Source organism: Litchfieldia sinesaloumensis, assembly GCF_900156865.1.
In the GTDB taxonomy this organism is placed as follows: Bacteria; Bacillota; Bacilli; order Bacillales; family Bacillaceae_L; genus Ferdinandcohnia; species Ferdinandcohnia sinesaloumensis.
Genome location: NZ_LT732529.1, coordinates 35,543 through 49,796, shown reverse-complemented (window position 1 = coordinate 49,796; position 14,254 = coordinate 35,543). Strand labels below are relative to the sequence as shown.

At 37.1% G+C, this 14,254-nt stretch carries 11 protein-coding genes; 4 read left to right on the top strand and 7 right to left on the bottom strand.

Annotated features, from left to right (window positions below; all coding sequences use genetic code 11):
- Positions 1-180 precede the first annotated feature (180 nt).
- Positions 181-1,161 carry a diaminopimelate dehydrogenase gene (locus tag CZ490_RS00290; protein ID WP_077616999.1) on the top strand — a complete coding sequence of 327 codons (981 nt, stop codon included), beginning with the start codon at positions 181-183 and terminating at the stop codon, positions 1,159-1,161.
- 61 nt (positions 1,162-1,222) lie between these two features.
- Here CZ490_RS00290 and CZ490_RS00285 read toward each other — a convergent pair whose 3' ends face one another.
- Positions 1,223-2,944 carry a sulfate adenylyltransferase gene (locus CZ490_RS00285; protein ID WP_077616998.1) on the bottom strand — a complete coding sequence of 574 codons (1,722 nt, stop codon included), beginning with the start codon at positions 2,942-2,944 and terminating at the stop codon, positions 1,223-1,225.
- A 222-nt stretch (positions 2,945-3,166) separates the two neighbouring features.
- Here CZ490_RS00285 and CZ490_RS00280 point away from each other — a divergent pair, with 222 nt between their 5' ends.
- Positions 3,167-3,847 carry a phosphoribosylaminoimidazolesuccinocarboxamide synthase gene (locus CZ490_RS00280; protein ID WP_077616997.1) on the top strand — a complete coding sequence of 227 codons (681 nt, stop codon included), beginning with the start codon at positions 3,167-3,169 and terminating at the stop codon, positions 3,845-3,847.
- Between the two features lie 84 nt (positions 3,848-3,931).
- On the opposite strand, the gene CZ490_RS00275 is transcribed toward CZ490_RS00280, so the two are convergent.
- The 5 genes from CZ490_RS00275 to CZ490_RS00250 all read right to left on the bottom strand — a co-directional run bounded on the left by CZ490_RS00275 (position 3,932) and on the right by CZ490_RS00250 (position 10,382).
- Positions 3,932-4,219, bottom strand: a complete 288-nt coding sequence (locus tag CZ490_RS00275) for a putative quinol monooxygenase (protein ID WP_077616996.1) — start codon at positions 4,217-4,219, stop codon at positions 3,932-3,934.
- Positions 4,220-4,585: 366 nt separating this feature from the next.
- Complete coding sequence (gene xylE / locus CZ490_RS00265) at positions 4,586-6,013, bottom strand: D-xylose transporter XylE (RefSeq protein ID WP_077616994.1); 1,428 nt, start codon at positions 6,011-6,013, stop codon at positions 4,586-4,588.
- Between the two features lie 370 nt (positions 6,014-6,383).
- The gene (locus tag CZ490_RS00260; protein WP_077616993.1) at positions 6,384-7,949 is read right to left on the bottom strand and encodes a response regulator; all 1,566 of its coding nucleotides are present in this window, start codon (positions 7,947-7,949) and stop codon (positions 6,384-6,386) included.
- A 13-nt stretch (positions 7,950-7,962) separates the two neighbouring features.
- Positions 7,963-9,390: a sensor histidine kinase gene (locus CZ490_RS00255; protein ID WP_077616992.1), complete on the bottom strand. Its 1,428-nt coding sequence runs from the start codon at positions 9,388-9,390 to the stop codon at positions 7,963-7,965.
- The gene (locus CZ490_RS00250) at positions 9,387-10,382 is read right to left on the bottom strand and encodes a sugar-binding protein (protein ID WP_077616991.1); all 996 of its coding nucleotides are present in this window, start codon (positions 10,380-10,382) and stop codon (positions 9,387-9,389) included. The genes CZ490_RS00255 and CZ490_RS00250 overlap by 4 nt, the downstream gene beginning before the upstream one ends.
- A 168-nt stretch (positions 10,383-10,550) precedes the next feature.
- Here CZ490_RS00250 and CZ490_RS00245 point away from each other — a divergent pair, with 168 nt between their 5' ends.
- Positions 10,551-11,933 (top strand): LysM peptidoglycan-binding domain-containing protein, encoded by a 1,383-nt coding sequence (locus CZ490_RS00245; RefSeq protein ID WP_077616990.1) that lies wholly within the window; start codon positions 10,551-10,553, stop codon positions 11,931-11,933.
- A 99-nt stretch (positions 11,934-12,032) separates the two neighbouring features.
- Here CZ490_RS00245 and CZ490_RS00240 read toward each other — a convergent pair whose 3' ends face one another.
- Complete coding sequence (locus CZ490_RS00240) at positions 12,033-13,667, bottom strand: thiamine pyrophosphate-binding protein (protein WP_142255312.1); 1,635 nt, start codon at positions 13,665-13,667, stop codon at positions 12,033-12,035.
- Positions 13,668-13,832: 165 nt separating this feature from the next.
- Here CZ490_RS00240 and CZ490_RS00235 point away from each other — a divergent pair, with 165 nt between their 5' ends.
- Complete coding sequence (locus tag CZ490_RS00235) at positions 13,833-14,198, top strand: DUF4870 domain-containing protein (protein ID WP_077616988.1); 366 nt, start codon at positions 13,833-13,835, stop codon at positions 14,196-14,198.
- Positions 14,199-14,254 lie beyond the last annotated feature (56 nt).

Genomic DNA, 14,254 nt, shown 5'->3' with positions numbered 1-14,254 from the left:
TAATTTGCTTAACTTAAAAAAACTTCCTATTTATCGACAAAAATATTGGCATATTAGGATTAATTCTATTATTATAAATAGTGTCAAAAAAAGTTAAGTATATGGACCAATGAACTGGTTTAAAACTATATCTTATATAGTATTTTTTTGATAGTAATGCAGAGTAAAGGAGAAATGTATATGAGCAACAAAATTAGACTAGGTATCGTTGGTTACGGTAATCTTGGAAAAGGTGCAATTCAAGCTATTAAACAATCTCCTGACATGGAATTAGTAGCAGTATTTACGAGAAGAGATCCACAAACACTCGTTCTTGATGAGCCGAATGTAAAGGCTGAGCATATATCTAATGCAAGTGATTATCAAGGTAAGATTGATGTTATGCTGCTATGTGGAGGGTCAGCTACAGACTTACCTGAGCAAACTCCGCATTTTGCAAGTATGTTTAATACTGTTGATAGTTATGATACACATGCAAAAATCCCTGAGTTTTACCAATCCGTTAATGAAGCTGCAAAGAATACAACTGCAATCATCTCAGTAGGTTGGGACCCAGGTTTATTCTCAATCAACCGAGTGATGGCTGATTCGATTTTACCTAATGGAGAAAATTATACATTCTGGGGTAAAGGTTTAAGCCAAGGACACTCTGATGCAATTAGACGTGTGGAAGGCGTTAAAAACGGTGTACAATATACAATTCCTTCTGAGGATGCAATGGATAAGGTTCGCAGTGGTTCCAACCCAGAACTATCTACTGCTGAAAAACACCGCCGTGTTTGTTATATCGTTGCAGAAGAAGGCGCAGATAAAGCAGCCATCGAAAATGAAATCAAGACAATGCCAAACTATTTTGCTGATTATGATACAGAAGTGAATTTTATCTCGGAAGAAGAATTAAACCGTGACCACTCAAAAGCACCACATGGTGGATTTGTAATTCGTGGTGGAAAAACAAGTGAAGACACTACGCAGGTTTACGAATTCTCACTAAAGCTAGACAGCAATCCTGAATTTACTTCAGCGGTATTAGTTGCATATGCAAGAGCAGCATACCGACTAAGCCAAGAAAAGCAATTCGGTGCTAAAACTGTATTTGATGTAGCTCCAAGCTATATTTCACCAAGGTCACCTGAAGAACTACGAAAAGACTTTTTATAAGATAATTCTTTCATCGAAAAAACCACTCGCTTTTTTGCGAGTGGTTTTATTTGTTCCAAATCTACTCATCACTACCACGGTAACGTTTATAAGGTAATGGATTCCAAATTCGATATTCCAGGTCTTTTGCACGAAGCGGTGACGGGATATCATCAAATATTTTTCGTGCTACTTCTAATTCGCGCTCTGCTTCTGATTTATCTTGATACATAAATTCATCAGATGCTTTATCTAGGGCTTTATTAACTTTCTCTTCTATATACTCAACCACCATTTCTTGTTGGTGGTAAATCGCTTCGCGAGCGGCTGCTATCCAATCAGGCTGAACACTACGAAGTGTATCTGATACATAACTAAATTCTTCAAAAATATCTTTATATATTTTATCCGCATTTTCTCGCGCATCCATAACCACTGTTTCTAAATCATCAATTGTCAGATCCTCAACATCAAGCATTTGTCTACGTTTTGGACCACCTATCCTTGTCCTAGTTAAATAATATGGAAAAATACTTTTTATCGTTTTACCAACTGGTGAAATTGCCATTTCATTCTCATCTACGCCTTTTGGCTGTACACCTTGCATGGCAATTCGAGCGGATTCCGGTCTTACGATTTCTTTAGGTGGCAGCACCCCATAACGCAATAATTCCCGAATACCTGTACCCGATATGTTAATCCGGTATTGTTCATCATGTGGACATGTTTGCTCAGTAGCTTGCGTGTCACAACGTGTACAATAGAATACCTCGTGGAACAAACGAATGTCGATTCCTAATTCATCCGGTGTGAATTCGTCAAAAATGGTATGACTGGCATACTTATCGTAATAATCACCAATACCAGCATGATCTCGTCCGATTAATGCATGTGTACATCCATAGTTCTTCATAATTAAAGCATGTAGAACAGCTTCCCTTGGACCTGCAAATATATATGTAACTCTTAATGGTGCAAGGATTGTTCTTTCTTTTGGATAATATGTATCCAATACACTGCGGTAAGACAAGACTCGAAACTCATGTCTTGTGTATTCACGTTTCGCCATTTCTACAAGTGGTTGAACAAACAAACCGTCTAACTCTTCCAAAGCATTTCTATGAATATACTCATGCCCACGATGTAAAGGATTTGCCCCCGTAATAAAACCACCAACAGATTTAAACTTCTTTTTTTCATAAAAGAGTTCCCATGTTTCTCTCGGTTCCATTCGAATTTCTTCAAACGGCCCCCAATGCACCCTGCGAAGCAATTGAATGGGTCCAGCCAAAGCTGTATCACCCATACGACGGTAGATTGAATCTACTCCAGGATGGTTACGGTCTTTGGTACCAAATAAATGGGTTGCCCGAAATTCTCGATCATAGTGGAAAATATCGGTTAATGTAAGAATTGCAACAGGCTCTCTCGTTTCATCTGCAAGAGCAACTTCATCTCCAACCGAGAGTGTCTTAATCACTTGCTTGTTTCGTTCTCCAATTGGGGCAAAACTTAGCGGCACAGGCCATACCACGCCATTTTTTAATCTACCTTTTGTCAAAACTGACTTGTAGTCCTCCTCATCCATAAATCCTTCATTAGGAGACAATACCCCTGTTGCAATCATTTCAAGTGTAATGACTGCCTCCAAATCCACCATAATCATCGGCAATTGCTTTGCTCTATCCCTCGCTTCTTCCTGTGCTTTTCCAGTAAGAACACGATTCACCAATTTGCCACCATGTGGCCGTTGTGGATAGGTAGCTACTGTTTTTTCATCCAACTCATTAGTAAATGGATTCATCATATCACCCTCCTATTCCTACATATATTCTATTGATATCTTTTATATCCTTCCAAAATGATAATATTATTTAGAATAATCAGTTTTTTATTCAGATATCGTTCTTAATAAAAGTCACCTAGTTAAGCGTTACCAACTCATTTTTTTATAATTTGCACTTGTACAACAATAGTTTTACTTTTATGATAATCATATTGGTGGACTACTCAGGAGGGGATTGGCATGGAACTAAAATATAGCGGTAAAACAAAAGATGTGTATAAATTAGAAAATAGTCATTATCTATTAAAGTTTAAGGACGATGTCACTGGCGTTGATGGCGTCTTCGATCCAGGGGCTAATACAGTGGGTCTAACAATTGAAGGTGCAGGTCGTGCAGGATTAAAATTAACGCAATACTTCTTTGAAGTGTTAAAAGAAAAAAATGTTCCAACTCATTATATTGACGCTGATATCAAACAAGCAACGATGACAGTAAAACCGGCCGAAGTATTCGGTAATGGGATTGAAGTTATTTGCAGATATCGTGCAGTAGGTAGTTTTCTTCGTCGATATGGTCAATATGCCCAAGAAGGACAAGCCTTGGATGCATTTGTTGAAGTAACCTTAAAAGATGATGTCCGTGAAGATCCCCCAATAAGTGAAGATGCTTTGGACATGCTTGGCATTTTATCTAAGACAGAATATCAAGTATTAAAAGAACTTACCGTGCAAATCGGTGGTATTGTTAAAGAGGAACTAGCTGCAAAAGGCATTGAATTATATGATATCAAATTCGAATTTGGACGTACTGGCGATGACAAGCAAATTGTATTGATTGATGAAATCTCTGGTGGAAATATGCGCGCCTATAAAGATGGAAAATATATCGAACCATTAGAGTTAGAAAGATTGTTTTTATAACTTAATTCAGTAAATGCGCGATTTATTTTACAAAAAAAGAAGCCAATTCAACAGACTTGGCTTCTTTTTTTATTCAAAGCGGAATTAATACAATTCCTTATATAGGTTAAGCTCTGTACTTTCTCGTAATTTCCTAAGCTCAGGAACAATTTCCAAAACATGTTTCGCTTTAAGGTGATTATCTAGGGACTCCTGATTTTCCCATTCTTCAAGCATAGAAATAAAGGATGGGTCTTCGATATCTTGATTAATTGTATATGTGATACAACCTTTTTCTTTTCGAGTTTCTATAATAACTTCTTTAGCAAGTGCAAGGTATTCTTCTACACTTACTCCTTCTTTTAATTTAATCCTACAAACAACTTTAATCATATACTAATGGCTCCTTTTTCAACTTTTTTACTAAAACAGGATATGCATCTTTTCCAGTTTTCATAGTCTTTCCGTATGCGTTAAGTCTATCATACCTTACAGACAAGTGCTCAACGGTTTTAATCAAAAAACACCCACAAATGTGAGTGTTTCTTAATAATACAAGAAGGTAAAATTACTTTTCCACAGCAACCTTTAATTACCGGGGGCTCATCTGTTAAGATTCCCGTTTTAAATTTTGTGAAAGGGCTAATTGGAATCGGTACAGTGGATTGGCTTTTCTTCTGATATTCAGTCGTAAACGGTATACAGTTTATCGTTTTTCGGTGGAGCGTTTTCATAAACCATACCACGCGTTTTATGAAATTAAATTGCTTCATCTAGTGATTTCTCTTGATCTTTGTCTTTAGAGAGATTCAACATATTCTCCAACTCTTCTAATGATTGACCCTTAGTTTCAGGAATGAACTTCCACACAAAGATTGCTGAAAGAAGACTCATGATTCCGTAGAATGTGTAAGTTAAGCCTCCACTAAACTCCATCATCGCTGGGTAAGTGGAAGAAATAAAGTAGTTTGCGGCCCACTGTGCAGCTACAGCTATTGCTAAGGCCTGACCCCTAATTTTATTAGGGAAAATTTCTGAAAGAAGTACCCATACCACTGGTCCCCAAGACATCATAAATGATGCTGTATAAATAATAATAAAGATTAATGTAGCAATTCCAATTGTGTTTGAAAAGGCCATTCCACCTACTCCAAACATCCCAATTGTCATACCTACTGAACCAATAATTAGAAGCGGTTTACGACCAATTTTGTCTACAGTGAAAATCGCTATCAATGTGAACACAACATTGACTAAGCCCATAATAATTGTCTGAAACATAGAAGCATCTCTTCCCGCTCCCATGCTTTCAAAAATTCGTGGTGCATAATATAAGGCAACATTAATCCCAACGAACTGCTGGAACACTGATAACAGAACTCCAATTACAACAACTGTCTTTCCGAATGAGAAAAGCTTTGATTTTGCTTTATTATTATCAAAAGATGATTTGATTTCAACTAACGTTGCTTTTGCAACAGCTTTTTCATATAGCTTATTAAGTACTGACATTGCCTTCTCGTCCTGGTTCTTTAGAACAAGATAACGAGGTGTTTCAGGTACTGTGAATAATAGAACTAGGAAAAGGACTGCCGGAATTGTCTCTGATAGGAACATATAGCGCCATCCGATATCATTGATCCATTCAATTGTTTGACCTTTGGCAATTCCCCAGTTTACAAAATACACAACAAGCATACCGAAAATAATGGCAAATTGATTTAATGATACTAAAGTTCCTCGAATTTTTGGAGGTGATATTTCTCCTATATACATTGGTGAAACAGCTGAAGCAAGCCCGACTCCAATACCACCGATAATCCGATAGATATTAAATGTAATCAGTAGTTCCATCGAAGGTTCGCCTCTTGTAAAAAATAAGAATTCTGGAAATGCGGACCCAAGCGCTGAAACAATAAATAAAACAGCTGCTACTACGAGTGAATATTTTCTTCCAATATTAGAAGCAATATAACCTGATACAAGACCACCAATAATACAACCAATTAATGCACTTGATACAGTGATACCATGCACAAGCGAACTTAAACCTAAACTATCTGTAAAATAGGTTTGAAGCGCTCCTTCTGCTCCAGAGATGACCGCTGTATCATAACCAAATAACAAACCACCAAGGGTTGCAACAAGTGTGATTAATACAATTGAAAAAGTACTATTTTTTTTCATATGCGTTTTTGAAAGAGGCTATCCTCTTTCTTCCCCCTCTCTTACCTTGGAAAGGATTCTTTATGATAACCCTTACACTCTTTATAATAGTGATCCACCAAATTCCAAGATTACTTCTACATAACGAGATACTATCGTTTATGATTCCGTTTTCTTTTTTACTAATCGGTAGATGACATTTGATTTCTATGTAATTAACTTATCATGTAAACGCATTATTGTTTTCGCTTTCATCTTCACTTTCTTGCTATTTTCTAGACTATCTTGCGTTTCTATACAAATCGGACAAGATAGTGCGTATAAAACTTTGAGTTAATTGCAGGTTTAAAAATTTTTCACATCAAAAAAACAACGACTGTTCAATCGTTGTTTATCGTTGATATTTCGCTCGATATTCACTTGGGCTCATTCCAAGTTCCTTTTTAAACACCCTACTAAAATAGTTTGGATCTTTATATCCAATACTTAGTGCGATTTCTTTTAAAGACACACGACTTAATAATAGTTCTTTGGCTTTCTCTAGTCTTATATTCGTTAAATACTCAATTATTGTATGTTGAAATCTTTCTTTAAATAACTTACTTAAATAATACGAGCTAATTCCAACTTGTTCGGCAACTGTATCTAGGGAAATGGATTTTTCATAATTCTTATCCAAGAATTCCTTTGCCTTTAATAACAGTGTTTGTACACCATTCGCACGATATTCTGCCAAACGTTCAATAATCAACTGGAGATGTGTTTTAGCTGCTTCTTTTATCTGTATGGAAGTATCGAATTGTCCCAAGCTTGTTACGATATCCTCTTCGAATCCGAGCTCTTTTATTGACCGTGCTAATACAATAAAGAAATTCTCTATCGCCTTGTGAACCGTTCTAACTTTATGGTCAGATGCTTGTAGGATAGACTGAAAGTAAAGTTCAAACATGTGTAACCCCTTCTGGCTATCCCCTTTTTTCACGGCATCTACTAACTCTTTTTCGATTTCAAAAGGAACTAATTCCTTGCGGTTTTGCTTAATTCGTTCAGTAAACACCATATATGATGCACTAGATTGAGTATAAACTAGCTCAAGGGCATCAATTGCTTCCTTATATGAAGTAGAAAACTGGTTAACATCAGAAATAATACTTCCTATCCCTACTAATAGACGGCATCCTTTTAGTGAATGTTGAACTTGATGAATAATGGATCTAGCAAATTCTTCTCTATTTGCTTGATCCGTAATTTCTTCATCTGTTAAAAATCGTAAGACAGGTACTTGAAAGCCTGTCAAAGGACCTACTAAACAATGAGAATATTGATCATGAATGCTCTGCTTCAACACGCGATACCAATGGCTTTTTTCTTCCCGACTAGGCTGTGACTGATCAGATTCAAACGTACATACAGCCACAAAACCTTGTTTATAGTCAAGGTCTAACCATTCTTCCCAATCTTTCTGATTAAATTCGTGAACGTGATCCATAATGAATGAAACAATAAACTCTGTCTCAATAAATGAGCTTGCCCTTTCTAGGCGGCGGTTGATTTGTGCGATTTCGCTTTCTTTTTTCTTCTCACCCTCAATTTCCTCGACCATTCGATCATAAGCCTCAAGTACTTCAGATACTTTACTAGGCTTTAATAGATACTCTTTTATTCCGAATTTCATCGCATCCCGAGCATAATCAAATGTATCAAATGCTGATACCATAATAAATTTTGTATGTGGAAGGACAGTTTGTATTCTCTTTACAGCTTCTAGTCCATCAAATTCAGGCATCTTTATATCCATAAAGATTAATTCCGGCTTATGTTTCATTGCGAAATCGACAGCTTGTTTCCCGTTTTTAGCCTCAGCTACAATTTCAAAATTAGACCGCTTTTTACTAAGCATCAGCTTAAGACCTTCTCTTTCAACCTGTTCATCATCCACTAGCATGACCGTAACCATAAGAAATCCCCTCTTACCCATTCGTCTTTTTCAATCTAATTCGAACTGTAGTGCCTTCTCCTATTTTTGATACAACCTCAACTTTACTTTCTTTCTGAAACAGTGAAAGTCGGCTAATTACGTTTCTCATACCAATTCCAGTTGAGTGGCCGGTTCCTTTTTTCGGCACGTTCGCTTCTATATTGTCATCTACATTCATCAAGCGTTGTTGTGTCTCTAAGTCCATACCTACCCCGTTGTCCCTTACCTCTATACATACAAAGTCGTTATCCTCGTAAATAATTAACTCAATTCTAGCTCCCTCCGCCATACCTTCAATTCCATGGATAAATGCGTTTTCAACTATTGGCTGAAGCGTTAGACAAGGAATAGAGATGCTTAGGCAGTTCGGATCAATGTTTTCAATAAACTCAACACGGTCACCAAACCGCGACTGTTGAATAAAAAAGTACTCTCTAATAATATCCACTTCATCTTTTAATAGTGTTTGCCGGTCAAGACTACCAATATTATAACGAAGCAGGGCCGAGATAGAGGCTATTAAATCGCTCGTTTTTTCCGCTCCCTCTATAAAAGAGGTTTTGGAAATGGTATTTAACGTATTGAAAAGGAAATGAGGATTAATCTGATTTTGTAAGCTTTTTAATTCCATTTCTTTTAGTAATTGGGCCATTTTTGCTTTTTCTTCTATCTCACTCATTGATTCGAGAATATTTCTCTTCATTTCATTAAATGTCTTCGTTAGAAACCAGAGTTCGTCCTTTCTCGAGACAACAACATCCTCCCCAGTATATCGCCTTGCAGATATCTCTTGGGCTGCTCGAGTAAGTTTTTCAATGGTTCTAGTAATGCCATTAGAAAACCAAATTGCGAAGATAACGCTTAAAAGGATAATACCAATAAGAATGGTTATATTCATTTTTTTCATAGACGAAATCTTTTTACCCATTAGCTTTGATAATTCATGATAATGACTAAGCTCATTATTTATTAAGTCAAGAGTTTCTTCATAAATATAGGTAGAGGTTTTATTTGCTTCATTTATAAGAAGAGAATAAGACTCGATATCCTGCTTGTCCACTGCATCAACTGTCTTTTCCGTTTGCTCCAGGAAACTAACCATGAGATTCACATAATTTTTCTTTGCTATACTTTCATTTTCTATTTCATAAAATCTTTGCTGAAGCTGAATTATCTGTTCTTTATTTTCTTGATAGACTGACAAATTCTCTTGCAAAGGCTCATTAACGTAAATTTGTAATGCATCAAATGTTTGATTCGTCTTTTTAGCGATTTCATTTAAGAGAAACAAATACGCATCATTTTCATTGTTTAGTTCCATGATTCTTTGGTTACTCTGATCACGAACGAAAAACAAGAGAACGATTAAAAATAAGATTGTTGCAAAATAGATAAGTAATTTCGTCCTAATCTTTATCATGAGGAGCCACCACTTGCTCTCTCTTCTACTGATGAACTACGTATGATTGATGATTTGGTATGAGTAACTTCTTGAATTTGTTTGCCATTCATTATGTCTACCATTGTTTCTACACTTCTATATCCCATTTCAAAAGGATTCTGTTCCACAATCGCCTTAACGTCTCCACTACGTAATAACTCCATATTTTCATCAATTGGGTCAAAGGTAATGACATACAAATCATGTTCTTTTTCCAAAGAATTTGCTGCATTCACGATACCAATCCCGTTGTATGAACTTGTTCCAAACAAGGCTGTGATATTCTCATGTTCGGTTAAAAGGTTATAGGCCTTTTCTTCTACTTCAACCTTTGTAATCTTTGATTCCTCAATCTCTACTATATCAATCCCCTCTACTAGCTCCACAACATCTTTAAACCCTTCTACACGTTCCTTGTGATGGGGATATTCTAAACTACCACTAATGATACCGACAGTTGCAATTCCGTTTGTATCTTCAACCAATGCTTTTCCCGCTAATTGCCCCGCCACATAATTATTTGATCCGATATAGGCGTGGCGCTTGCTTTTGGGTAAGTCTGTGTCAATCGTGATAACCGGAATACCTAGACTCTCTGCTTTGTTAATCATAGTAGTAAATTCTTCGTTTAGTCCCTGTACAATAATTCCATCCACTTTTGACATGATTGCTTTATCAAATAGCTTTAACTGTTCCTCTGGATTAGACCTCTCTGGTCCGATATACTCAACAATAACATTATGCGTTTCTCCGGCACCCTTTGCTCCTTCTCCAACTAATTGCCAATACTCATGTTTCATTTCTTCAACAATTAACACAAAATGATGTTTTGGTAAGGAAACCTCCGGGGAAACAGCGTCTTCCATTTCCTTATTATATGATTGTACTTGTTTATAAAAATAAATTGAAAACCCTACCGCTGTTATAAAAGTAATAATTAATACGGTATATATAATTGATATCCGTTTCATACTGCCTCCTTAAGAGTTGGAAGAGATAAAAATTCACTATGTATTAAAATAGCACAATAGAGACTCTAATGCATTCTCTGTGTATTATGGCTTTCGCATTATTAGAAAAAAATGAGTTTGTAAAAATAGAAAACATGGGGATAGTAATGTGTAGAAAAGGATAATTGGATGGTGAAATACTTGCAACCTTTTACACATTACAAGATAAACGAAAATGAAGACGGCTGTGAGGTTATCTTATACGTAGATGAAAATCTAACAGAGTTTTCTAGTGAATTAGGTACCTCCCTAAAAATTGAAGAGACCAATATGAAAGTGGTAGCCAAGAGGTTTGTAAAAAGAATGTTTCCTACCCTAAAGGTTAAGACTGTTAAAATTATGGCGGGAGGCGTGCTTTTATCTACATTAGGACTTGGAACATTACCGGTAACACAGGCATCTGCAGCAGAACCATCTATTAAAAAAACACAGACTAACTCTACTTCCTATACTGTATCATCTGGTGATACACTGTATAGCATTGCACTAAAAAATGGGACTACCGTTGATGCCATAAAAAAGGCGAATAACTTATCTTCAAATTTGTTAAAAATCGGACAAATACTAATCATCCCGATAGACCCTGCCGTAACCCCGATTCAACCAAATGGGCAGACCTATCAGGTTGTTACCGGTGATACGTTATACAGTATTGCACAGCAAAACGGGACTACAGTTGATGCCATTAAGGCAGCAAATAACTTAACATCGAATCTATTAAGTATCGGGCAAACCTTGAAAATTCCCACTGGCCAAGCTTCTCCTACTCAATCAAATGTCGGTACACATCAGGTAGTTTCGGGAGACACATTATATAACATCGCCAAACGGAACGGGACTACAGTTGATGCAGTCAAGAAAGCGAATAACTTATCGTCAGATGTTTTATCGATTGGACAAACGTTGACGATTCCAACTGGGCTAGCAACTCCAACTCAAACAAACGGAACGTCACATAAAGTTACTTCTGGTGATACGTTATATAGCATTGCCCAACGAAACGGGACTACAGTTGATGCGATTAAGGCTGCAAATAACTTATCGTCAGATGTTTTGTCGATTGGACAGATATTGACGATTCCTAATGGGGTTTCAGTTGCTCCAGCCGAAACACCGCTCACCGCCAAACAAGAAACAGTAGAAAACCAAGAAGAAGTGGAATGGCTTGCGAAAATGATACATAGCGAAGCGAAAGGTGAATCATTTGAAGGGCAAGTTGCCGTTGGTGCGGTTATTATGAATCGTGTAAAGAGTCCCTTATTCCCTAATTCAGTCAAAGAGGTACTATTTGAAAAGAGCTACGGGTATTATCAATTTACACCAGCAGAAACTGGAATAATCAATACTGCTAAACCCACCGAACAAAACAGAGAAGCAGCAAAACGGGCACTCAACGGGGAAGATCCAACAAATGGAGCTTTGTTTTTCTACAACCCTGATAAAACATCAAGCACCTATTTAAGAAGTCGAACTGTTTCAACAACGATAGGTAACCATGTGTTTGCGTTTTAAATAATAAAAAAAGTTCACAGACGTTGGATTACCAGCATTCGTGAACTTTTTTATTTTATTTATTAGCCACTAATGATAATAGAAACTCTTATCCCCTATTTAGCCTTGGGTTTCTGGATGGAAGATTGGTGCTGTTTCAACCGTTACGAGAGTTGGTTCATCTTCCAGCAGTGCTTTTTTTATAATATCTTCTAAGTCATTTTCTTCAGCCACCGAATACCCTTTCCAGGAACAGGCTTCGGCAATTTTTACGAAGTTAGGATTTGTTAAGTCAACATCCTTTTGCTCACTACCGCTCGCAATCATTTTGTCCCGCTCCATTTGTAGCGCATGATTATTGAAGATAATGACGGTAATATTTATTTTATAACGTATGGCTGTTAATAAATCAGCCAGTGTCATTTCAATTCCGCCATCACCCACAATTGCAACGACCTGCTTTTCAGGGAAGCATAATTTAGCTGCTAGTGCGGCAGGTAAACCAAATCCCATCGTTCTCCATTCTCCTGAAAAAGTGAGCTTATGATTTGTCGGCCGAAAATTACGATTAAACCACACCGTTACATCACCTGTATCGAGAGTTATAATGGCATCGTCCTTTACAGTATTCTCGATTGCTCTTACAATTCGAGACGGATGGATAGGTGTAGTCGTTTGAGTACATTCCTGTTCATTTTCATTCTCCCATGTTTCCTTTGCAGTTTGAATGTCCGATAACCAAGTTTGATTACTTGATCCTGGCCGCAGATTTTCAGTTAAAAAGGGGACAATCGTTTCAGCTTTACCTATTATACCTAGCTCAACAGGTATACCCCTACCGATATTTTCCTTTTCAACATCGATTTGAACGATTTTCGTATCCAGTGGTACATAACCATCTGGCCACCAAAGATTTCCTATTACCAATACAACATCTGCTTGCTGAAAAAGCTCTTTTGCATGGGGATTCCCACCTTGGCCGATTCCTCCTAAAACGTTCTTACTTGAATGTGGAAAGACTCCTTTTGCACCTAAACTAACTAGGATACCAGCTCCCCAATGTTCTGCTAATTTTTCTATTTCACGAACAGCCCCCTTTGCCCCTAGACCTGCTAAGATCATTGGTTTTTCAGCTGTTTTCATTCGTTCAATAACAGGTGCAATCTCCTTTTCAACAATTACAGAATTGCCCTTTAATGTTTTTGGCTCATGATGAAGTTTTGCTTTTGAGTTCATTGAGAAGAGATCCTTAGGAATGGAAAGATGTGTAACCGCTCCTCGGACAAGTGATGTACTCATCGCCTTAATCAATATATCTGTAACGGCATCAGGGTGAGCAAGCAATGTCGTGTACTCTGCTAATGGTTTTATGAATTCTTGTTGATTTAGGTATTGCTTATAGTCAGTTCCGATTTTTTTGGTAGGAGCCTGTCCGGTAATAGCTAGAACGGGTGCCTTATCCATATAGGCATCACCAAGTCCATTAAGCAAATTTCCTAACCCTGGGCCCATCGTTGCAAGGCAAACACCTATCCTTCCTGTTAACTTCGCCTCAGCAGAAGCCATCATTGCAGCAACTGACTCGTGTTTAACCGCAATAAATTGGACGGAATCCTGTTTTGCTAGTTCATCCATTAATCCAATGATTGCATCTCCCACAACCCCATAAATCCTTTTTACTCCCCACATCTCTAATTGCTTCAATATGAGCTTTGCTACTGTTTCATTCGTTGCTTGACCTGATTCTGGATTCACAATAGATAATCTCCTTTTATTCTTTTTCATTACCTTTCCAAAGTCTACGTAATTGTATTCAAACAAGAAAGTGACTTGCGATAACAATAATCCGAATATTATTGAGAAAAGTACAATAGTCATATAAAGATGTCAATATGATGAGAAAGTTAGGAGGGACAAAAGATGGATGAGGAAAAAAAGAACCAAGAGCCACAAAATCAAGACAAAACTTCTACAGGTTTAACTGATAATGTGGCAGGCTTATTAAGCTATGTGTTGGGGCCAATCACCGGGATTATCTTTCTGGTGATTGAAAAAGAAAACCGTTTCGTTCGTTTCCATGCTTTACAGTCAATCTTTGTATTCGTTGCCATATTTATTATCACTACGGTATTATCCTTCATTCCTATCATTGGCTGGTTAATTAGTCTGATTGCATCTCCACTATCCTTAGTCTTATGGATATTGTTGATGTACCAGGCTTATCAAGGTAAGTGGTATAAACTGCCTGTCGTCGGAGATATTGTAGAGCAACAGTTGAAGAAGTAGCCTTTTTAGACTGTTCTATATTAAGTCCAGAATAAAAAAAGGAATGGAGTTTGACC